The 19,530-nt window shown below is 64.7% G+C and carries 21 protein-coding genes and 1 tRNA gene; 9 read left to right on the forward strand and 13 right to left on the reverse strand.

Translation table 11 applies throughout. The features are described 5' to 3' along the window. Positions 1 to 21: 21 nt before the first annotated feature. The 3 genes from J6595_RS00395 to leuD form a co-directional block, all read right to left on the reverse strand. Complete coding sequence (locus J6595_RS00395; protein WP_209592454.1) at positions 22 to 786, reverse strand: SDR family NAD(P)-dependent oxidoreductase; 765 nt, start codon at positions 784 to 786, stop codon at positions 22 to 24. A 251-nt stretch (positions 787 to 1,037) separates the two neighbouring features. Continuing rightward, positions 1,038 to 1,112, reverse strand: a tRNA-Thr gene (locus J6595_RS00400). A 153-nt stretch (positions 1,113 to 1,265) separates the two neighbouring features. Beyond that, entirely contained in the window at positions 1,266 to 1,871 is a 606-nt protein-coding gene (leuD, locus tag J6595_RS00405; RefSeq protein ID WP_209592455.1) for a 3-isopropylmalate dehydratase small subunit, read from the reverse strand. Positions 1,872 to 1,987: 116 nt separating this feature from the next. On the opposite strand from leuD, the gene J6595_RS00410 reads away from it, so the two are divergent. From J6595_RS00410 to J6595_RS00425, 4 genes are all read left to right on the forward strand, one after another. Then, positions 1,988 to 2,857: an HpcH/HpaI aldolase/citrate lyase family protein gene (locus J6595_RS00410; protein WP_245197511.1), complete on the forward strand. Its 870-nt coding sequence runs from the start codon at positions 1,988 to 1,990 to the stop codon at positions 2,855 to 2,857. A 16-nt stretch (positions 2,858 to 2,873) separates the two neighbouring features. Further along, positions 2,874 to 3,080 carry a DUF1737 domain-containing protein gene (locus tag J6595_RS00415; protein WP_209592456.1) on the forward strand — a complete coding sequence of 69 codons (207 nt, stop codon included), beginning with the start codon at positions 2,874 to 2,876 and terminating at the stop codon, positions 3,078 to 3,080. Positions 3,081 to 3,147: 67 nt separating this feature from the next. After that, positions 3,148 to 3,420 (forward strand): hypothetical protein, encoded by a 273-nt coding sequence (locus J6595_RS00420; protein ID WP_209592457.1) that lies wholly within the window; start codon positions 3,148 to 3,150, stop codon positions 3,418 to 3,420. After that, positions 3,417 to 4,148 carry a TIGR02117 family protein gene (locus J6595_RS00425; protein ID WP_209592458.1) on the forward strand — a complete coding sequence of 244 codons (732 nt, stop codon included), beginning with the start codon at positions 3,417 to 3,419 and terminating at the stop codon, positions 4,146 to 4,148. Before J6595_RS00420 ends, J6595_RS00425 begins: the two co-directional genes overlap by 4 nt. A gap of 23 nt (positions 4,149 to 4,171) precedes the next feature. On the opposite strand, the gene J6595_RS00430 is transcribed toward J6595_RS00425, so the two are convergent. Further along, positions 4,172 to 4,591, reverse strand: a complete 420-nt coding sequence (locus tag J6595_RS00430; RefSeq protein WP_209592459.1) for a metallopeptidase family protein — start codon at positions 4,589 to 4,591, stop codon at positions 4,172 to 4,174. Positions 4,592 to 4,923: 332 nt separating this feature from the next. Beyond that, positions 4,924 to 5,463, reverse strand: coding sequence for a translation initiation factor IF-3 (gene infC / locus J6595_RS00435; RefSeq protein WP_209592931.1), 540 nt, complete (start codon positions 5,461 to 5,463; stop codon positions 4,924 to 4,926). Positions 5,464 to 5,875: 412 nt separating this feature from the next. Here infC and J6595_RS00440 point away from each other — a divergent pair, with 412 nt between their 5' ends. The 3 genes from J6595_RS00440 to J6595_RS00450 all read left to right on the forward strand — a co-directional run bounded on the left by J6595_RS00440 (position 5,876) and on the right by J6595_RS00450 (position 8,275). Then, positions 5,876 to 6,703 carry an alpha/beta hydrolase gene (locus J6595_RS00440; RefSeq protein WP_209592932.1) on the forward strand — a complete coding sequence of 276 codons (828 nt, stop codon included), beginning with the start codon at positions 5,876 to 5,878 and terminating at the stop codon, positions 6,701 to 6,703. 283 nt (positions 6,704 to 6,986) lie between these two features. Next, positions 6,987 to 7,613, forward strand: coding sequence for a transglutaminase-like cysteine peptidase (locus tag J6595_RS00445; RefSeq protein ID WP_209592460.1), 627 nt, complete (start codon positions 6,987 to 6,989; stop codon positions 7,611 to 7,613). 278 nt (positions 7,614 to 7,891) lie between these two features. Continuing rightward, the gene (locus J6595_RS00450) at positions 7,892 to 8,275 is read left to right on the forward strand and encodes a hypothetical protein (protein WP_209592461.1); all 384 of its coding nucleotides are present in this window, start codon (positions 7,892 to 7,894) and stop codon (positions 8,273 to 8,275) included. 68 nt (positions 8,276 to 8,343) lie between these two features. Here J6595_RS00450 and ureC read toward each other — a convergent pair whose 3' ends face one another. Next, a complete protein-coding gene (gene ureC / locus J6595_RS00455) occupies positions 8,344 to 10,056 on the reverse strand; it encodes an urease subunit alpha (protein ID WP_209592462.1) in 1,713 nt (570 codons plus the stop codon). Positions 10,057 to 10,261: 205 nt separating this feature from the next. On the opposite strand from ureC, the gene J6595_RS00460 reads away from it, so the two are divergent. Continuing rightward, a complete protein-coding gene (locus J6595_RS00460; RefSeq protein ID WP_209592463.1) occupies positions 10,262 to 10,675 on the forward strand; it encodes a hypothetical protein in 414 nt (137 codons plus the stop codon). 172 nt (positions 10,676 to 10,847) lie between these two features. Here J6595_RS00460 and J6595_RS00465 read toward each other — a convergent pair whose 3' ends face one another. From J6595_RS00465 to J6595_RS00475, 3 genes are all read right to left on the reverse strand, one after another. Then, positions 10,848 to 11,444 (reverse strand): hypothetical protein, encoded by a 597-nt coding sequence (locus tag J6595_RS00465; protein ID WP_209592464.1) that lies wholly within the window; start codon positions 11,442 to 11,444, stop codon positions 10,848 to 10,850. An 89-nt stretch (positions 11,445 to 11,533) separates the two neighbouring features. Continuing rightward, positions 11,534 to 11,839, reverse strand: a complete 306-nt coding sequence (locus tag J6595_RS00470; protein WP_209592465.1) for an urease subunit beta — start codon at positions 11,837 to 11,839, stop codon at positions 11,534 to 11,536. A 131-nt stretch (positions 11,840 to 11,970) separates the two neighbouring features. Next, the gene (locus J6595_RS00475) at positions 11,971 to 12,546 is read right to left on the reverse strand and encodes a HupE/UreJ family protein (protein WP_209592466.1); all 576 of its coding nucleotides are present in this window, start codon (positions 12,544 to 12,546) and stop codon (positions 11,971 to 11,973) included. A gap of 401 nt (positions 12,547 to 12,947) precedes the next feature. On the opposite strand from J6595_RS00475, the gene J6595_RS00480 reads away from it, so the two are divergent. After that, positions 12,948 to 13,223, forward strand: coding sequence for a hypothetical protein (locus J6595_RS00480; protein WP_209592467.1), 276 nt, complete (start codon positions 12,948 to 12,950; stop codon positions 13,221 to 13,223). A 202-nt stretch (positions 13,224 to 13,425) separates the two neighbouring features. Here J6595_RS00480 and J6595_RS00485 read toward each other — a convergent pair whose 3' ends face one another. The 4 genes from J6595_RS00485 to J6595_RS00500 all read right to left on the reverse strand — a co-directional run bounded on the left by J6595_RS00485 (position 13,426) and on the right by J6595_RS00500 (position 19,487). Next, on the reverse strand, positions 13,426 to 14,790 hold the full coding sequence (locus J6595_RS00485; protein WP_209592468.1) for an aspartate aminotransferase family protein: 1,365 nt from the start codon (positions 14,788 to 14,790) through the stop codon (positions 13,426 to 13,428). Between the two features lie 244 nt (positions 14,791 to 15,034). After that, a complete protein-coding gene (locus J6595_RS00490) occupies positions 15,035 to 17,758 on the reverse strand; it encodes a TIGR02302 family protein (RefSeq protein WP_209592469.1) in 2,724 nt (907 codons plus the stop codon). Between the two features lie 144 nt (positions 17,759 to 17,902). Next, positions 17,903 to 19,177, reverse strand: coding sequence for a diaminopimelate decarboxylase (gene lysA, locus J6595_RS00495; protein ID WP_209592470.1), 1,275 nt, complete (start codon positions 19,175 to 19,177; stop codon positions 17,903 to 17,905). A 4-nt stretch (positions 19,178 to 19,181) separates the two neighbouring features. Beyond that, entirely contained in the window at positions 19,182 to 19,487 is a 306-nt protein-coding gene (locus J6595_RS00500) for a hypothetical protein (RefSeq protein WP_209592471.1), read from the reverse strand. Positions 19,488 to 19,530 lie beyond the last annotated feature (43 nt).

A 19,530-nucleotide genomic window follows, 5' to 3' on the forward strand; every position in this document is an offset into this window, starting at 1 on the left:
GATGAAGGGGCCGCCGGGCTTTCAGCGCGGCTGCATCCGCAGGGCACCGTCGAGACGGATCACCGTTCCGTTCAGCATCGGATTGTCGATGATCGACAGAACGAGGTCGGAATATTCTTCCGGCCGGCCGAGGCGGTGCGGGAACGGCACCGAGGCGAAGAGGCCCTTCTGCACCTCTTCCGACATGTTCATCAGCATCGGCGTCTCGAAAATGCCGGGCGCAATGCCCATGACGCGGATGCCGTGCGCCGCGAGTTCGCGCGCCGCCGGCATGACGAGGCCGACGACCCCGCCTTTCGAGGCGGAATAGCTCGCCTGGCCGATCTGCCCCTCGAAGGCCGCGACCGAAGCCGTCACGACGATGACGCCGCGCTGGCTCTCCACGTCCGGCTCGTTCTCCGCCATATGCCTGGCCGCCAGCCGCAGCATGTTGAAGGTGCCGACGAGATTGACCGCAATGCCGCGCTCGAAATCTTCGAGCGGCATCACGCCGCTCTTGCCGAGGATCTTCTTGCCCGGCGCGATGCCTGCGCAGTGCACGAGGATTTTCGGCCGTCCGAGATCGGCGACGAGCCTGTCGAACGCCGCCTCGCCCGATCGGGCGCTGGAAACGTCCACCTCATAGGCCTTGCCGCCAATTTCGGTGGCGAGCGCCGCCGCGCCGTCGAGATTGAAATCAAGCAGCGCGACCTTGGCGCCCCTTTGCGCCAGCGCCCGCGCCGTGGCGGCGCCGAGGCCGGAGGCCGCGCCGGTGACGACCGCGATGGTGTCGGTGAGATCGGCCATTTCTTTTCCTCCCGATGCAGCTTGTCGTGGCTCACGCGAATGGGGCGACGTTCCACGAAGTTACGGCATCGTTCGCGCGCCGCGCCATGAAGTGCAAGTTGTTCCGTCAGGAGGGGCCTCACCACCGACCGATTGCTCCGCCGCGACGAACCGAGCGGGGGGGCAGAGCCGACGGGTAGATCGCGAGCGTCCGAGTCGGCCTGGACCGGCGCCACGAAGCGCGAGCGGTATCGATTTTCCGAAAAGAAGGATGGTGCTGTGAGAGAGGATTGAACTCTCGACCTCTCCCTTACCAAGGGAGTGCTCTACCACTGAGCTACCACAGCGCTGCGGGCGCCTTCTTCGATGATTCCGCCCGGCGCGTCAACAGCTGATCGCCGGGTTTCTCGTCAAAGGCCGCAGATCGTGGCGAAGTCTCGCCGCCACGGGCTTTCACTAACCGCCCGAACTGGCGCCTGGCTTGCGGGGGCGCCTTCAGCTCACGCCCAGGGGCGCTCGGCCTCCAGCCGCTTTTCGAATCCCTCGATCTTGTCCGCCCGCTCCAGCGTCAGGCCGATGTCGTCGAGCCCGTTGAGCAGGCAGTGCTTGCGGAACGGATCGATCTCGAAGGTGATCTCGCCGCCATCCGGCCCGGCGATCGTCTGGTTCTGAAGATCGACGGTGATGCGCGCATTGGAGCCGCGCTCGGCATCGTCCATGAGAAGGGCGAGCTGCTCGGGCGAAACGCGGATCGGCAGGATGCCGTTCTTGAAGCAGTTGTTGTAGAAGATGTCGGCAAACGAGGTCGAGATCACGCAGCGAATGCCGAAGTCGAGCAGCGCCCAGGGCGCGTGTTCGCGCGAGGAGCCGCAGCCGAAATTGTCGCCCGCGACGAGGATCTCGGCGTTGCGATAGGCCGGCTTGTTGAGAATGAAATCCTCGTTCTCGGAGCCGTCATCATGGTAGCGCAGCTCCGAAAACAGGCCCTTGCCGAGGCCGGTGCGCTTGATCGTCTTCAGATAGTCCTTCGGAATGATCATGTCGGTGTCGATATTGACGACCGGCATCGGCGCGGCAACGCCCGTCAGCTTGTCGAATTTTCGCATCGTGATCCCGCTCCTCGGTTTGAAAGCTTGCGAAACGGATTACTCCGTTGCAGGAGACGAGGCAAATCTCAGCGTCGAACCGCGACGCGCCCGCAAACGCCATGGGACGAGACCAGATGCTGCTTCGCTCGCTCCTCTTCGTGCCGGCCGCCAACGGGCGGGCGCTGGAAAAATCCGACGGTCTGCCCGCAGACGGCCTGATCTACGATCTCGAAGATTCCGTCGCGCCGGAGGCGAAGGACGAGGCGCGGGAGAGATTGCGCGAGCATCTCGGCAAAAGCCGCTTTGCCGGCATCAGGATCGTGCGGGTCAATCCGCTGGTCTTGCGCGAGGGCACGGAGGATCTCCTGATGGCGCGCGGCGCCGGCGTCGATGCGGTGCTGTTGCCGAAGGTCGAGGGTGCCGACGCGTTGAACGAGGCCGCGCGGGCGCTCGACGAGATGGACGCGCCGGCAAAGCTGCGGCTCTGGGCGATGATCGAAACACCGCGCGGCATCCTCAAAGCCGAGAAGATCGCCCGCAAAGGCGTGCGCGGCCGGCTGTCGGCCTTCGTCGTCGGGCCGAACGATATCCGCCTTGCGACCAATGTCAGGCCGGGACCGGAGCGAACCGAACTCCTGCCCTGGCTGATGCAGATCGTCCTGGCAGCCAAGGCGAACGGGATCGACGTTCTCGACGGGGTCTATGGCGACTTTCGCGACGCCGAGGGCTTTGCGCGCGAATGCGACGCGGGACGGCGGATGGGTTTTGACGGCAAGACGCTGATCCATCCCTCCCAGATCGCGCCCGCCAACGCGGCTTTCGGCCCGAGCGACGCTGAAATCGCCGAGGCCGAACGGATCGCCGCCGCCTTCGAACGACCGGAAAACGCCGATCGCGGCGTCATCCAGATCGACGGCAGGATGATCGAGCGGCTGCACCTCACCGAAGCCCGCCGGGTCCTCGCCCAGCGCGACGCAATCGTGGCACGATCGGCCACAAACTGAACGAGAAGACCAAGCGATGAAACTCTACCGCTTCCTCTCCGGGCCGGATGATTCCAGCTTCTGCCATAAGGTGAGCCTGGCCCTTTCGAAGGGCTGGGACCTGCATGGTTCGCCGACCTACGCTTTCGACGCAGAGACGAAAACCATGCGCTGCGGCCAGGCGGTGATCAAGAACGTGCCACGCCTCGACTACGATCCCGAGATGAAGCTCGGCGAGCAATAGATCGGAACGCATTGCGGCCGAACAGACTTCCCCCGTCAGTTCGATCAACCAGAGGGAGCTGACAGTCATGGCCGCATCGCACATCGTCATCGACCACAACGACATCAAGGCATTCGCCGAGCGCACCGGCGGCAAGCCGGCGGTCGTCTCCGACACCAAGGGCGACGGCGGGCCGGGCGTGCTTCGCTTCGACCACGGCCGCGACAATGAAGGGCTCGAAGAGATCTCGTGGGATCGGTTCTTCGAGATCTTCGAGGAGCAGGAACTGGCCCTGATGCTGGACAAGTCCGGCGACAATCCGAACTTCAACAAGTTCGTCAGCCGCAATCAGGCAGATTGAGGCCGAGTGCAGAAGGGCCACGCACGAGACTTCGGGCCTTCCTCCTACGCGGCACTGCTTTTTCCGCCGGCCTGATCCTTGCATGCCTCGTTCTTGGCGTCGTCATCCCGTTCGGCGGCACGGGCCGGGATAATGACGGCGCTGCCTCCAAGCGAATTCTCGTTCTCAAGGGGCCCATTCACTCGGACATCGCCCTGCCCGCCGACGGCGAGACGCGCCGGCGCTTTGCCTTTCTTGCCGGCGCTGGCCTGCCGATCGCGGCGCCGCAAGTCAGATGGCTCGTCATCGGCTGGGGCGGACGCAGCTTTTACACGAAGACCCGGACATGGGCGGATCTGCGCCCGCTGCCGGTCGTGAAAACCATCCTCGGCGACGCGTCGACGCTGCATGTGGCCCTCGCCGGGCCGATCGACGACACCGCCGCCGCCGTGAAAACCATCGGCTTGTCGGATGCCGCCTATCAGCGGCTCATCGCATCGGTCCTGCAGAGCTTTCGACGCACTGCCGCCGATGAACCGCCGACGGAGATCGTCGGTACCGGCTACGGTCCCTATGACCGCTTCTTCGAGGCGCGGGGCACCTTCCAGATCCTTGCCAACTGTAACAGCTGGACCGCGGCGATGCTGCGCGATGCCGGCGTGACGACCGGGCTATGGACGCCGCTGCCGCAGCTCCTGTTTCTGTCACTCGATCTTCACGGCGCCGGGGGAGCAGACCGGCCGGGATGAGCGTAGCCCCAGCGGGCGCGCCGTCAATCCGCCTCTCGCTCGAGCCCGTACATGTCGTCGTCGGACAGGCCGAAATGGTGGCCGATCTCGTGGATCAGGACATGGCGGACGATCGCCTCCAGCGTCTCGTCATGCTCGGCCCAGTAATCCAGGATCGGACGGCGGTAGAGCAGGATACGGTTGGCCATCGCACCGGTGATCGGCACGCCCATCTCGCCGATCGGCATGCCCTCGAAGAGACCGAGAATGTCGAACTCGCTCTCCAGCTCCATCGCGTCCATGATTTCCTCGTCGGGAAAATCGGCGACGATGAAGCGGATTTCCCCGCAAAGGCTCCGAAATTCCGCCGGCAGATCGGCATAGGCGGCCGTGGCGAGCCGCTCGATGTCCTCAAGGCTCGGCGCCCGCGTCGATGGGCCGCCCGCTGCCTTTGTCGTATCCATCCCGTTCTCCTACAGCGCCGTGCGTCCGAATGGACGCACGAAGGACGCTCGACTTATCGAACCTAAGCATCGCGGCGGACCGGCCAGTCGGTCGCTGACGGTCAGATAGGCGCGCCGCCGGCGCGAAGAAAGGGGAAGGCTTCCCCCGTCGCAGAGCGGCCGGGCCGTGCTGACGAGACGCGCCGGGCAGCAACGTCCGCGAACAAAAAACGCCGCCGAAGCACTTTGGCCGGGCAGCGTTTCAGCCCCGATCGACCTCGCCACGATGATCGGGCGGCAGTCGGTCGGGAATAATCAGTGGCGTGGGCTGACGGCCCGCGACCGTGAAGGGCTCAGCCGCGCGGCGCCAGAACCATCATCATCTGGCGACCTTCGAGCTTCGGCTCGGCTTCGACCTTGGAATATTCCGAAGTCTCTTCCTTGACGCGATTGAGGAGCTTCATTCCAAGCTCCTGATGCGCCATTTCGCGGCCGCGAAAGCGCAGCGTGACCTTGACCTTGTCACCCTCGTCGAAGAACCGGCGCACGGACTTCATCTTCGTCTCGTAGTCGTGCTCGTCGATGTTCGGCCGCATCTTGATCTCTTTGACCTCGATGGTCTTCTGGCGCTTGCGCGCCTCGGCCGCCTTCTTCTGGTTCTCGTATTTCAGCTTGCCGAGATCAAGGATCTTGCACACGGGAGGATTGGCGGTCGGGACGATCTCGACAAGATCGAGGCCGTTCTCCTCTGCGAGAGCGAGGGCATCCTGCGTCGCGATCTCCCCGCGATTCTGGCCCTCGTGATCGATGAGCTGAATTTGCGGAACACGGATTTCACGATTCGAGCGGGGCCCCTCCTTTTGAGCCGGCGGTGCACGGAATGGTCTGCGAATGGTCGTATTCTCCTGTTGTTGACGACTGGTAGTCCGTGGCCTAACGCGCAAGACCGTAGATCGCTCCGATCACCGGCCTGCCGCGGAAATTGGCCACTATCGACGGCCTACCCGGGCTACTTATAGCATCGATCTTCGAAAGATAACACCGATCGGCCTCGCCCGACACTTTGGATGGGGCGGCACTTAAGGACAGACCGCCGCGATCGCGACATGAGAGGATCGGCGCCGCTTGCCGTCCGGCTTCACTTGGGAAGCCGGCACGAGACTTTCCAGTCGCCCCGCCGGGACGCGATCGCTGCGCTTGCGCCTCTCACCCGGACAGCCGCGACGGGTTCGAGCGTCTGCGATAGATAACGGCACGAAACGCCAGACAGAATGAGGACCGAGCATGGCGAACGACCCGACACCGATGGACAGGCCCGATGACGCAGCGAGCGGAGAAATCGCCGAGCGCATCACCGTCGGCGAAGGCGGAGCGGCGCGTGAGATCGCGCTGCGCCGGCGCAAGAGCCGGCAGCGTGACAAGGCGCCGACCATCGTCTGGCTGGGCGGCTACCGCTCCGACATGCGCGGCACGAAGGCCGAGCATCTTCTGGCGCTGGCCGAGCGTCATGATCTCGGATACTGCCGTTTCGACTATTCGGGCCACGGCGAGTCGGGCGGCCGCTTCGAGGACGGAACCATCGGCCGCTGGACGGCGGAGGCGGCCGCCGTTCTGGAGCATCTGGCGGACAATCGGGTCATTCTCGCGGGCTCGTCCATGGGAGCGTGGATCGCGCTCAACCTCATGCACCGCAAGGCACGCTTCGGCGTCGCGGCCATGGTCAAGGCAATGCTGCTCCTCGCGCCTGCGCCCGACTTCACCGAACGCCTGATCCTGCCCAATCTGTCAGACGAGCAGAAGGCCGCGATCGAGACCGATGGCCGGCTGCTCGTTCCCTCCGACTATTCTGAGGAACCCGACCTTTATACCAGAGACCTTTTCGAGGACGGGCGCGACAATCTCGTCCTCGACGGCCTGATCGACACCTTATGCCCCGTTACCATCCTGCAGGGAATGGCCGATCCGGACGTGCCCTATGAGCACGCGCTGACCCTCGTCGAGCATCTTCCCCATCACGCCGTGATCCTCAGCCTGGTGCGCGATGGCGACCACCGGCTTTCGCGGCCCCAGGATCTGGATCTCATGGGCCGAAGCCTCCTCGATCTCGTCGAGGCGGCTGACGAAATGGGCTGAGTCGGGCGGATGTCGAGCGCAGCTGCATCGTCTGCGGCGCGACTGTGACGAAGCTGTCACAGTTTTCGACATCAGCCGAATTTCAAACATGAGTTCAAGGGTTTGCGGGGGCCGAATCCGCCTCTGCCCTACATCCTGAGCGCGTAACTGTCGCCAACCATTCGCCAATCTTGTCCCTGCCTTTCGGCGAGCCCCCTGCCGCAATGCACAAACGATTGACACATCGCGGCATTGCACCGAACATGGGCACATCACGAAAATAGGCCTGCGCACGAGGGGACGCATGGTGGATATTCGCGCAATTGGCGCCGCGCTCTTGCTTTGCCTGACGCCGGCCTTGGCGGGCGGCAAAGCCGCCGCAATGGAAGCGAGGGGAGCGTTCATGCAGACCGGCGTGGCGGCGCCCCGGCCGATCGGACATCAGGGCTTCTGCCGGCGCAATCCGGACGAATGCCGCCCGATCGCGCGCCGCAGCCGCCCCGAGCCACTCAAGCTCACCCCGGCTCTCATTCACCGCATCGCGACCATCAATCTTTCGGTGAATTCCACGATCAAGGCCGAGTCCGACGAGGACGTCTACGGGGTGGAAGAGTACTGGACCTACCCGACGACCGTCGGCGATTGCGAGGATTTCGCGCTTCTGAAGCGTCGCAAACTGCATGAAGACGCCAAGATCGACCTGGCCGACCTGCTGATCACGGTGGTCAAGAAGCCGAATGGCGAGGGGCACGCCGTCCTGACCCTGCATACCACCGATGGCGATTTCATCCTCGACAATCTCAACTGGCGCATCTTGCGCTGGAGCGAGACGCCCTACTCCTTCCTCAAGCGTCAGAGCATCGACGATCCGGGCCGCTGGAACCGGATCACCAACGGTCGCGACGTGCTGGTCGGTGCCGTGGCAAAGTGAGCCTTGCCAAGCTACCCCGGCTCTTCGCGTTTTTCGCGCACCATGCATGCAGGAGGGGGAGACACAAATCCCTCTCCGACGCACGCAACCGTACGCTTCGCCTTGCCTGAAGCGACCGCGATAGCCACACCGACGGGCTGAGATTTGTCCCGATGATCATGGACCCTGGTACCAGGCCCGCCGCCACGATCGTCAGGAACAAGGATTTCCTTGCTTATTTAACTGATTGATATTCAGCCAAGCATTTCCGCGGTAGCTTGATCGTCAAAGGGTGGAAAATGGCAGAAGCAGCCGCGCGTGAATTTGCTCGTTCCGTTTCGACGGAAGCGCGAGACATTCTCCTCCTCCCTTCAAGCCTCGGCAGCTGGTCTGCTTCCGGCAACGTCGCTGAAAAGATCGGAACTCGCATGCGGGTCGATGACGACAGGGATCTTGCAGAACAGGTCGAAAGCGCGCTGCGCGCTCTCGGGATTGCGGCAACTCGTTCCTGTGACGAACGCGGCGACAGCCTGCGCCAGGCCGTCTCGTCGCTGCGCGACACGACCGAGGCATCGCACATCGAAGCGTCTCAGGATGAGACTGCAGATTGCGGACGCGATGCGGACACGCCGGGCCCCGAAGCCGGACGTGCTGCTCGGCCGATCGACAAAGCGGCGCGCTGACAGCGCTATAAGATCGTCTCCCCCGGCTGGCGAGATGGCCAACTCCCGATCATGCCGCCATTCTTCGCTCAGAACAGGAAATAGCGCTGCGCCATTGCCAGTTCCCTGGCCGGTTCGCAGGTGAGAAGAACGCCGTCGGCATGGACCTCGTAGGTCTCCGGATGGACCTCGATCTTCGGCGTCGCGGCGTTGTGGATCATCGCCGACTTGCCGATGCCGCCGCGGGTGTTCTCGACGGCGAGGAAGGTCTTGTCGCAGCCGAGCGCACCGCGCAGGCCCTTGTCCATCGCCGCGGCCGAGACGAAGGTGACGCCGGTCGCGCCGACCGCCTTGCCGAAAGCGCCGAACATCGGCCGGTAATGCACCGGCTGCGGCGTCGGGATCGAAGCGTTCGGGTCGCCCATCGGGGCGGCCGCGATCATGCCGCCGATCAGCACCATCATCGGCTTGACGCCGAAGAAGGCCGGGTCCCAGAGCACGATATCGGCGCGTTTGCCGACCTCGATCGAGCCGATCTCGCGGCTCATGCCCTGGGCGATCGCCGGGTTGATGGTGTATTTCGCGACATAGCGCTTGGCCCGGAAATTGTCGTTCTCGCCCGTTTCTTCGGGCAGACGGCCGCGCTGGCGCTTCATCTTGTCGGCGGTCTGCCAGGTGCGGATGATGACCTCGCCGACCCGGCCCATGGCCTGACTGTCCGAGGCGATGATCGAGAAGGCGCCCATGTCGTGAAGAATGTCTTCGGCCGCAATCGTCTCCTTGCGGATGCGCGACTCGGCAAAGGCGATGTCCTCGGGGATCGAGGCGTCGAGATGGTGGCAGACCATGAGCATGTCGAGGTGCTCTTCGAGGGTGTTCACCGTGTAGGGCCGGGTCGGATTGGTCGACGACGGCAGCACGTTTTCCAGCCCGCAGACCTTGATGATGTCGGGCGCATGGCCCCCACCCGCCCCTTCCGTGTGGAAGGCGTGGATCGTGCGGCCCTTGAAGGCATCGACGGTGTTCTCGACGAAGCCCGATTCGTTCAGCGTATCGGTGTGGATCATCACCTGGACGTCGTGGTCGTCGGCCACCGAGAGGCAGTTGTCGATCGCCGCCGGCGTCGTGCCCCAGTCCTCGTGGAGCTTGAGCGCGCAGGCGCCGCCCTCGATCATCTCGACCAGCGGGGCCGGCAGCGAGGCGTTGCCCTTGCCGGAAAAGCCGAGATTCATCGGAAAGGCGTCGGTCGCCTGAATCATTCTTCCCAGATGCCAGGGGCCCGGCGTGCAGGTGGTCGCCAGCGTCCCATGGGCCGGGCCTGTGCCGCCGCCCAGCATCGTGGTCACACCGGAAAACAGCGCCTCGTCGATCTGCTGCGGGCAGATGAAATGGATATGGCTGTCGAAGCCGCCCGCCGTCACGATCTTGCCCTCGGCGGCGATCGCCTCCGTGCCCGGGCCGACGATGATGTCGACCCCCGGCTGGGTGTCGGGATTGCCGGCCTTGCCGATCGCCGCGATGCGCCCGTCCTTCAGGCCGATATCGGCCTTGTAGATGCCCGTATGGTCGAGGATCAGCGCGTTGGTGATGACCGTATCGACGGCACCGTCGGCTCTTGAATGCTGGGACTGGCCCATGCCGTCGCGGATCACCTTGCCGCCGCCGAACTTCACCTCCTCGCCATAGGTGGTCAGGTCCGTCTCGACCTCGACGAACAGTTCCGTATCGGCCAGCCGGACCTTGTCGCCCGTGGTCGGGCCGAACATGGCGGCATAGGAAGCGCGCGAGATCTTGGCGGGCATGGCATGTCTCTCGTTCGAAGTCGGAAGCGTGGACGGGCAATGATGACGCAGCGTGGTGTCGCGCCGCAACAATGACACCATATGTCGGCGGGAAAAGCTTGTCTCCACTCATCGAGCGGCAAACGAGCTGGATCGGCTCGGCCGGGCGTCGCAGACGCCGACACATCTAGCTCGCCAGAGTGCGCGATCATCCGAGGAGCATCGAATGCGAAGCCTGATACTTCTCGCGGCCGCCGTTTTCATGGCCGTCCCCGCTTTTCCGCAGCCTTTCGATCCCGGCCCGCGAATCAGCGTGCCCGGCTCTTCGGTCTCGGGAATGCGCATCGACGGCGCCCCGCCGAAGCCGAGCCGGGGCATCCGCAACGCGCCCGTCTTCGGCGACACGGTCGAAGAGCGCGCCTATGGCCGCGACTATGACAACAGCTACCTGAACCCGCGCATCCCGCGCGGCGTTCATGACGAGGATACGATCGAGATGCGCGCGCGGCAGGGCGACCGGCGGCTCGATCCGGGCCGCGCCGGCGCTTTCGCCAGGTGCGGCCCCGGCGCCATCGGCGCCAGCGAGGTGACGCGCGGCCGCACCAAGGGTTCGGGCCATCGCGCGATCATCCGCAAATAGACGCCGTCCCCTCCATGCCGAGACGTCCGCCACGGCGCCGACGAACGGCCGGGAACCTTCACCACGGTCCGCAGATTGTTGGTTGGACACATTTCGGGTGTAGAAGACTGGCCGAGTGCAGAAGACGGCCGAATGTACGAGACGGGCGGGCGTCGCGCTTTGACGGGCACCCTCACCCGGCTTTAGATTGCGGGGCCAGCCAGACGAGACCGGAGCTCCGCATTGTTGGAGGCATCATCATGTTGAAGCAGACATCCCGGATCGTCGCGGTCGCGACCGTTGCCCTCGGCGTCACGATGGCGGGCCAGGCGGGAGCGCAGACGGCTGGCAGCAGCTCCTCGACGTCGATCGGAAGCAGCATCCAGTCGGGCAACGACGCCTCGCCCGATGCCACGCAGCTCAGGGCCACCCAGGGCGACTCCACGATCAATAGCTCGAATGTCGATGCCCTGGCTCGGTCCAGCGATATCGGCACATCGGCGACCACCAGCTTCGGTTCGAATTCCGGGGCGGTGTCTTCGAGCGGGTACGAGCCGCTCGACGCCCCCAATCCCGGCTCGCTGCCGAAGCTTCCCTCCCCCAGGGTCGGCATCGACCTCAGCGCAATCCGTGCGGGGCTGGACGCGGCGCCGAGCGCGACGCCGAACGCGGCGGGAGACTGACAGCCGGTCGAACGGGCATGGATCTGAGTTTGGGCCGCGATCCGTCGTGCGGCAAAGGTCCCCGCTCCTTTGACGGAGGCCGGGGCGTTCCACGCATGAAGCGGCATGGGACGAGCTTGCCTCGTCATGCCGCCAAGTGTTTCCGGTCTTGCATGATCTCTTCCGAAAACCGCCCCCGGGTTCTCGGGATCATGCTTCAAAGGCTGCCCATAACCTTTGCGTTGAAACCATAGACCTTGCGCGCGCCGCGCAGCGGCACGAGCGTCACGTCGCGCGTCTGTCCAGGCTCGAAGCGCACCGCCGTACCGGCGGCGATGTCCAGCCTCAGCCCGCGCGCCACGTCACGGTCGAAGGACAGTGCCGGGTTGGTCTCGGCAAAATGATAGTGGCTACCGACCTGAACGGGCCTGTCTCCGGTGTTGCTGACGCTGATCGTCCGGGTCGTTTGCCCCTCGTTCAACGTCAGCTCGCCATCCATGGGAATGATTTCGCCGGGGATCATGATCGCTCCTCATCAAGCAGGACCGGGCCTCGTCCGTGCAGCTGCCCCCGGTCATGGTCGCCGTAGTCCACGACTTCCGCAGCATGGCGCCCCGGAGCCGCGCACGGTCCGGGGCGAAGCTCGAGCAAGGCTCAGACGGCGAACAGCGCCAGGCCGGCGGCCGCGCCGGCAAGACCCGCCGCGCGGATCGCGACCGGCTGAGCATGGCGAACCGCGGCTGAACCGAGCCACAGCCCGACCCCGTGCAGCGCGGCCGTGGCGAGCGCGAAACCGCACGCATAATCGAAGGCCGCAGCACCGCCGAGTTCGGAGCCGTGGGCATGGCCGTGGAACACCGCGAAGACGCCGACGATGGCGGCCGCGCCGAAGGCCGGCACGCGAACGGACAGGGCGACCAGGAGCCCGACGGCAACGAGGGACGCCATAATCGTCGGCTCGACGAAGGGCAGCGAGACACCCGCCATGGCGAGAGCGAAACCGACGAGCATCATGCCGACGAAGGCGGCGGGGATCGCGAATCGCGTCGCGCCCTTGAAGGTCGCGGCCCACAGACCCACGAGCAGCATCACGACGATATGATCGATGCCGGTCAGCGGATGCGAAAGGCCGGCAAGAACAGAGCCATGCTCGGCTGGATTGAGATGGGCGAAAGCCGGAAGCGGCGTCGCGAGAACGGCGGCAGCCGCAAGAAGAGTGCGTTTCGGCATAAAGTCCCTCGGAATTGGTCGACCGGCGCCCCGACTTGGGTCGCGCCCCAGCCGTCGATGAGATTGCAGTAAGCCCGGGGCGAAAAGCCAGCAGGATTTTCTGCCCCGAGCCGGCGCGATGATGTTGTCGCCGGCCGCTCCTGTCAAAGCCTTTCTGGGCATGATGAATGGACTTTGCCCGATCGCGTCCCGCATCGCACAAAAGTCGGAACCGCCGAGCGGTTTCGTCAAAGCCGAATTTCGGGTCGCACGGCACGTCAACCATGTCTCGTCTCACGCCTTCGCTCACGCATTCGTTGCCTTGCACCAGCGCGAGCGGCACCACATAATAACGCTGGGGAAGGTCGAAGCTCAGGCGCCAAAGATCCGGGCGACTTTCCGCGACAGGTTGGAGAGAACTCATGCGCCGCCGTATCTTTTACGGTCTCGTCGCCGCGAGCGCATTGGTCGGCGTCACGGCCTACACCGCCCCGGCCGGAGACCCGCATCCGATGATCGTGCGCGTCGTCACCATCGGCGACAGGACCGGCCCTGCCTTCTACTCGTCGCTGGAACAGGGCTATCGCTTCGTCGGGGGGGAGACCGTGCGCGCGGCCGACGCCATCATGGCGGGATCGGGCCTTGCCCCGGAGGCAGCCGCCGCCCAGATCGAGACCGCCGGAATCAAGGGCCACTGACAAGCCTTCGCCAGAGCGCAAGCTGGGCCTTTGAAGACCCGCGACCGATTCTGGCAAGCAGCACCGTGGCAAGGCTCCCCGACACCGCCTCGCTCCAAGATCTTCGAACCGCGCGCTTCGAGACGATCCGTCCGCGGCGTCGGGGTGCCGGTTTTCGGCGCCTTGCCGGCAGCGAAGACCGAACAGCCCGCTTGTGCCGGAATCAGATCGTCGTCAGCAGCTCGTCGAGGCCCTTTCGGGTCGCGTCCACTATGGTGTCGACGTGTTCCTTCTCGACGATCAGCGGCGGACAGAATGCCAGGCAGTCGCCGATCGCGCGGGTGATGACGCCGTTTGCCTGGATGAGACCGAAGGCTTTCGCCGCCATCGCGCCGGCCGGCTGCATCGCCACCTTGGCCTTCTTGTCGGTGACGAGTTCGATCGCGCCGATCAGCCCGACGCCGCGAACTTCTCCGACGAGCGGATGATCGGCGAGCGAGCCCAAGGCATCCTGGAAATAGGGGGCAAGTTCGGCCGCATGCTCGACCAGCCGCCTTTCCTCGATGATCGCGAGGTTCTCCAGAGCCACGGCGGCCGCGACCGGGTGGCCGGAGGCGGTATAGCCGTGTCCGAAAGTGCCGATCTCCGACGACTGGTCGGCCACCGGCTGATAGACGCGGTCGTTGATCAGCAGCGCCGAGATCGGCAGATAGGACGATGACAGCGCCTTGGAGACGGTCATGATGTCCGGCTCGATGCCATAGGTCTGACAGCCGAACATCTGGCCCGTTCGTCCGAAACCGCAGATCACCTCGTCGGCGACGAGGAGGATGTCGTACTTCTTCAGGACCGCCTGGATCTTTGCCCAATAGATCTTCGGCGGCACGATGACGCCGCCGGCACCCATCACCGGCTCGCCGATGAAGGCGGCGATCGTTTCGGGACCTTCGGCCTGGATCATCGCTTCGAGATCGGCCGCGCAGCGGCTGGCGAACTCCTCCTCGCTCTCGCCCTCATGGCCCTCGCGCCAGTAATGCGGGCAGGTCGTGTGGAGGATGCCCTCCATCGGCAGGTCGAAGGAGCGATGGTTGTTGGGCAGGCCGGTCAGGCTTGCCGAGGCGAGCGTCACCCCGTGATAGCCCTTGATCCGGCTGATGATCTTCTTCTTCTCCGGCTGGCCGAGCGCGTTGGAGCGATAGCGCACGAGCTTGATCATCGTGTCGTTGGCTTCGGAGCCGGAATTGGTGAAATACGCCTTCGACATCTTCACCGGCGCCATCGCCACGAGCTTTTCGGCGAGCTCGATCGCCGGGGTGTGCGATTTCTGGGTGAAGGTGTGGTAGAAATTCAGCTTCTGCATCTGCCGGCTGGCCGCGTCCGCCAGACGCTTCTCGCCGAAGCCGACGGCCACCGACCAGAGCCCCGCCATCGCCTCGATGTAGCGATTGCCGTCCGTGTCGGTCACATACATCCCCTCGCCGCTTTCGATGACGATCGGACCCGTTTCCTCGTGGCGGCGTGCATTGGTGTAGCTGTGCAGGTGATAGGCGACGTCGCGCGCCTCGATCGAGTTCGGGTTGAGGGTCATTGGGGAGGCTCCAACGGAGGATGGCAGGCCCGGCACGATACGCAGGTTTGCGACCTCTCGCGCAGGGGACGGACGGCGCGCCTGCGCCCCATCGTTTCGACTTATAAGCCGACTGGCACGTCTTCGCCATGAGCCAGACGGCGAAGTGTCGCAACGATCAACCGGGCGACGGAACGATCTTGGCGACCTCGCAATACGAACGCTGCAACGCCTTCGGCTAACGGACGCCGCTCTGTCACAGGCTTCACGGCGTCTTGAGAAGCCGCTCCAGATAGTCCCGCTCCTGCTGGGGTGAGAGCTGGTTGCCGAGACGTTTGCGGATCTGGTCGAGAATGCGCCGTGCACGCTGGGTGTCGATCTCGTCGGGAACGCCGACGTCCTCGCCGAAATCCGGTCCCTGGGTGCTGCGCTGGCGACCGAGCGGATCGCGGCTCGACTGATTCATCTGCCGACCACCGAAGCCCTGCCCCATCTGGCCCTGGCCGGGTTGCTGCCCCTGCTGCATGGCCTGTTGCATCTGCTGCATCATGTTCTGGGCACCCCGCCTCAGGGCTTCCAGTGCCTTGCCCTGATGGCCGAAGGCGTCGCCGTCGCGGCCCTTGCCGAGCGAGCCTTCGGCATTGCCCATCTCGCGGCCGGCCTCGCCGAAGTCGTCCGAGGGCTGCATCCCCATGCCCTCGAGCTGCTTCTTCATACCGTCGAGTTCGCTCTGCAACTGGCCCTGCTGCTTTTGCAGCTCCTTCATCATCTCCTGAAGCTGTTCGGCGCTCATCTGACCGCCCGGCTGCTGGCCTTGCTGGTTCTCGCCTTGCTGCTGCTGATCCTGCTGGCCTTGCTGACCCTGCTGCTGTTGCCCCTGCTGTTGCTGTTGCTGTTGCTGACGATACATCTGACGGCCGAGATCGTAGGTCTGGTCGCGCAACTCCTGCTGGCGCTGCAGGAGCTCGCCCATCTTGTTCATCTGCTCCTGCATGGGGTTCTGCTGGCCTTGCCCCTGCTGCTGCTGGCCCGGCCGCATGGCCTGGAGATTGTCCATCATCTGCTGCAGCTCGGACAAAAGCTGCTGGGCCGCGTCCTTGGAGCCGGACTTCGCCAGATCCTCGATCCGGTCGAGCATCTTCTGAAGATCCTGCGGCCGGACCTCCTGCATGTTCTGCGACTGCATCTCCTGCTGGCTCATTGGCGGCATGTTCTTCATCTGCTCGGCCAGCGCCTGCATGTATTCCTGCATCGCCTCGCGCAGTTCCTGCATCAGCTGGTCGATCTCCTCGTTCGAGGCGCCGTTCTCCAGGGCCTCGGCGAGTTTTTCCCGCGCCTCGCGCAGCCGGCGCTCGGCCAGCGATACGTCGCCATCCTCGATTCCGAGCGCGATCTCCCACATGAAATCTGCCGCCGATCGCAAGGTATCGTCGTCACGGGCCGTGGCGATACGGGTCCGCACGGCCTTCAGCGCCAGATAGTCGGACGGGCTCTCGCCGAACTCCTCGCCGCGCAGCGTCACGGCGTCGAGCATGTCGACGACCCGCCGCGACTGATTGGCGTCGAGAGCAAGGATCCGCCGCTGCTCGACGACCGCCCGTGCCAGCGGATTGAGAAACCGGCGCTCGGGCAGCGTGATCGTCTTGGTCTCGGAGCGCCCGACCTGGCCGGCATCGTCCTCGGCCAGAAGCGTCAGCCCGACTTTTGCACCTGCATAGGGGCTTTCGGTCAGATCGACGCTCGTCTTCGCCGCCGCCTTGCCCTCGCTGCGCCGGGGCAGAGCGAGGCGCATTTCCGGCGTCGGGTAAAGTGGCCTTGCGCCGGCGGCTTCGTCTCCCTCCAGGGTGATCTCGCCACGGGCCCTGCGCACGCCGAAGTCGTCGCCGACTTCATAGGCAAGCTGCAGGGCGCCGTTTCTCGCTTCACTCGGCTCTTCGGTAAAGGCGATCGTCGGCGCGTCGTCGGGAGTGACGTCGAACTGCCACGCGCCGAGCGTGGAGAAACTCGTCGCAACCTCAAGCGAACCGCCTTCGGAGAGCGTGTATTCGAAGTCGCGTGGCCCCGCCGGCAGCGATGATTCGGATGGTTTTGCGGCCGTGGCGTCGGCGGTGGCCTGCCCCTCCTCAGGGGCCGTTCCGCCAGCCTCAGCCGCCTCTGCGTCCTTTTCCGCAGCTTCCGCCGCCGCCTTTGCGGCCTCGACCTCGGCCGTGGAGGGGACTTCGACCGCCTCGGCGCCCGCACGCACGGGCGCAAAACTCACATCGACGCCATCGCCCTCGCTGACGCGAAGAGAGAATTTCGAACCCTGCGGCACGGTGATCTTGTCGGGATCGGCCGCCGAAAGAAAGATCGGCGCGCGCCGGGTATAGGCCGGCGGTGTCACCCAGGCATCGACCCGGCGTCCCGCAGCCTCGGCGGTCTGCGGCTGCAGAAAGGCGTCCGCGATCCGTCCGCCGCCGGGGCCGAACGAAAAGGCAAAACCCGTGACGAGAAGGAGAGCGCAAACGGCGCGCAGTCCGATCGGGTCGAGCCGCTCGCTGCGCGTCACCGGTGCGCCACCGGCAAGATGCCTCAGATTGCCGGCCATTCGCCGCTGGTGCTCGCGCCACAGCGCCAGTGCGAAAGGATCGTCGCTGCCGGGGCCCTCGCCTTGCGTGCGCAAGGGCTGATGGGAAAGCCGGCTCGTCGCCTCGATGCGGCGATCGACCTCGGCGTCGGTTGGAACGCGTAGCCTGCCGCGGCCGAAGACGAGCGAAGCGATCGAGGCGATGGCCAGGACACAGAACAGGCCGAGCATCACGAGGCGCAGCGTATCCGGCATCAGACGAAAGAGACCGAACCAGGCAAAGGCCAGGAACAGCGCGATCGTGCAGACGAGACCGAGCACTGCCGGCCAGGAGCGTTCGAGGATGATCGACGCGAAGGTCGTCCTGCGTGTCCAGCCGAGACGCCGGGTCGGTTGCCATGTCCTTGCCGCGTCGTCCGCCATGCCCTGCCCCGCTTTGCACCACCGAAAGCTGAACCTAACAGGATTTGCGGCGATGTGGAGGCGGCTGACGGGAGTGTGAAGACCGTTTGGCGTCAATGAATTGGGTCGTCGTGCCGCATCCTCGACGAATACGGCCTCAAAGCCTCAATCCTCGCCGCCCAGCCATGCCGGCAAATGGTCGAGACCGATCAATTCGTCGATCGTCTGGCGCGGGCGCACCACCGCGAAGGCGTCCCCGTTGACCAACACCTCCGCCACCAGCGGTCGCGAGTTGTAGCTCGACGACTGCACCGCGCCGTAAGCCCCTGCGGAAGAGACGTAGACGAGGTCGCCGGCCTTCACCTTTGCCATGTCGCGGTCTTTGGCGAGAAAATCGCCGCTCTCGCAGACTGGACCGACGACATCGACGATGAAACGCTCGTCGCCATCGGGCTCGACCACCGGCGAAATGTCGTGCCAGGCGTCGTAGAGGGTCGGGCGAATGAGATCGTTCATCGCACCGTCGACGATGAGAAAGGTCTTGCCCTCGGTTTCCTTCACGTAGATCACGCGCGAAACGAGAATGCCGGCATTCGCCGCGATCAGCCGGCCCGGTTCGAATACCACCTTGCAGCCGAGGTCGCGCACATGGCGCTTGACGATCTCGGCATAGGCCGGCGGTTCAGGCGGCGGCTGGTTGTCGCGCCGATAGGGAACGCCGAGGCCACCGCCGAGATCGACGTGGCTGATCGGATGACCATGTTCGCGAAGTTTGCGGACGAGATTGGCAAGCCGCCCGAACGCACGGTCGAAGGGCTCGAGCGCCTCGATCTGGCTGCCGATATGCATATCAATGCCGGTGACGGCGATGCCGGGAAGATCGCGCGCCCGTTCGTAGACGGCTTCCGCCTGATCGAAGGCGATGCCGAACTTGTCGGATTTCTTTCCTGTGGAAATCTTGGCGTGACCACCCGCATCGACATCGGGATTGATCCGGAAGGAGACGTTTGCGGTGACGCCGGCAAGGACGGCGCGCGCCGAAATGGCCTGAAGCTCGGGCTCCGATTCGACGTTGAAGCAGAAGATCCCCGAGGCGAGCGCCACATCGATCTCCGAGACAGTCTTGCCGACGCCCGAGAACATGATCTTGTCGGGGGAAATACCGGCGCGCAGCGCCCGTATCAGCTCGCCGCCCGAGACGACGTCTGCGCCGGCGCCGGCCCTGGCCAGCGTCGCGATGACGGCCTGATTGGAATTGGCCTTCAAGGCATAGCAGACCAGCGCATCGATATCCGAGAAGGCCGTCGCAAAGACCTCGTAGTGGCGCGTCAGGGTCGCCGTCGAATAGCAGTAGAATGGCGTGCCCACCTCGGCTGCGATCGTCTCGATCGGCACGCCCTCCGCCTGAAGACGGCCGTTGCGATATTCGAAATGGTTCATGATCTCAGTTCAAAAGGGGGTCGAGCACGAACGGGCGCGCCGGGACGTCGTTCTTCGAGACCTCCGCGCCACTGATCGACAGATTGCGGCCCGAGGCGGTGAGGGAATCGGGTCTTAGCGCCTTGGCGGTATCGGAGCCCTTGCTGGAACCCCGGTCTGCCGTGACGACCGGCGGGACCTTTTTCGTCGACGGTGCGACGGGCAGATTCTTGACGCCGCACCCGGCCAGCACTCCAGCGCCAAGGAGGGTTGCCCAAACCAGCTTCACAAATCGCTCTCTCATTTCGAAATGCCCCGGCTTTGCACGCAACCCCGACCGTCGGCGACGGTGATAGCCGGTTCGCTCGCCAAAT

Source organism: Jiella mangrovi (assembly GCF_017815135.1).
GTDB classification, from domain to species: domain Bacteria; phylum Pseudomonadota; class Alphaproteobacteria; order Rhizobiales; family Rhizobiaceae; genus Jiella; species Jiella mangrovi.

Bases quoted from the DNA above. Each gene is read 5' to 3' on its own strand.
- J6595_RS00465 (WP_209592464.1), bottom strand. From the start codon at position 11,444: ATGCCGCTTCATGCGTGGAACGCCCCGGCCTCCGTCAAAGGAGCGGGG.
- J6595_RS00485 (WP_209592468.1), bottom strand. From the start codon at position 14,790: ATGACCCTCAACCCGAACTCGATCGAGGCGCGCGACGTCGCCTATCAC.
- J6595_RS00450 (WP_209592461.1), top strand. From the start codon at position 7,892: ATGGCAGAAGCAGCCGCGCGTGAATTTGCTCGTTCCGTTTCGACGGAA.
- J6595_RS00460 (WP_209592463.1), top strand. From the start codon at position 10,262: ATGCGAAGCCTGATACTTCTCGCGGCCGCCGTTTTCATGGCCGTCCCC.
- ureC (WP_209592462.1), bottom strand. From the start codon at position 10,056: ATGCCCGCCAAGATCTCGCGCGCTTCCTATGCCGCCATGTTCGGCCCG.
- J6595_RS00440 (WP_209592932.1), top strand. From the start codon at position 5,876: ATGGACAGGCCCGATGACGCAGCGAGCGGAGAAATCGCCGAGCGCATC.
- leuD (WP_209592455.1), bottom strand. From the start codon at position 1,871: ATGCGAAAATTCGACAAGCTGACGGGCGTTGCCGCGCCGATGCCGGTC.
- J6595_RS00395 (WP_209592454.1), bottom strand. From the start codon at position 786: ATGGCCGATCTCACCGACACCATCGCGGTCGTCACCGGCGCGGCCTCC.
- J6595_RS00490 (WP_209592469.1), bottom strand. From the start codon at position 17,758: ATGGCGGACGACGCGGCAAGGACATGGCAACCGACCCGGCGTCTCGGC.
- J6595_RS00410 (WP_245197511.1), top strand. From the start codon at position 1,988: ATGCTGCTTCGCTCGCTCCTCTTCGTGCCGGCCGCCAACGGGCGGGCG.
- J6595_RS00430 (WP_209592459.1), bottom strand. From the start codon at position 4,591: ATGGATACGACAAAGGCAGCGGGCGGCCCATCGACGCGGGCGCCGAGC.
- J6595_RS00475 (WP_209592466.1), bottom strand. From the start codon at position 12,546: ATGCCGAAACGCACTCTTCTTGCGGCTGCCGCCGTTCTCGCGACGCCG.
- J6595_RS00470 (WP_209592465.1), bottom strand. From the start codon at position 11,839: ATGATCCCCGGCGAAATCATTCCCATGGATGGCGAGCTGACGTTGAAC.
- J6595_RS00420 (WP_209592457.1), top strand. From the start codon at position 3,148: ATGGCCGCATCGCACATCGTCATCGACCACAACGACATCAAGGCATTC.
- J6595_RS00415 (WP_209592456.1), top strand. From the start codon at position 2,874: ATGAAACTCTACCGCTTCCTCTCCGGGCCGGATGATTCCAGCTTCTGC.
- J6595_RS00445 (WP_209592460.1), top strand. From the start codon at position 6,987: ATGGTGGATATTCGCGCAATTGGCGCCGCGCTCTTGCTTTGCCTGACG.
- lysA (WP_209592470.1), bottom strand. From the start codon at position 19,177: ATGAACCATTTCGAATATCGCAACGGCCGTCTTCAGGCGGAGGGCGTG.
- J6595_RS00480 (WP_209592467.1), top strand. From the start codon at position 12,948: ATGCGCCGCCGTATCTTTTACGGTCTCGTCGCCGCGAGCGCATTGGTC.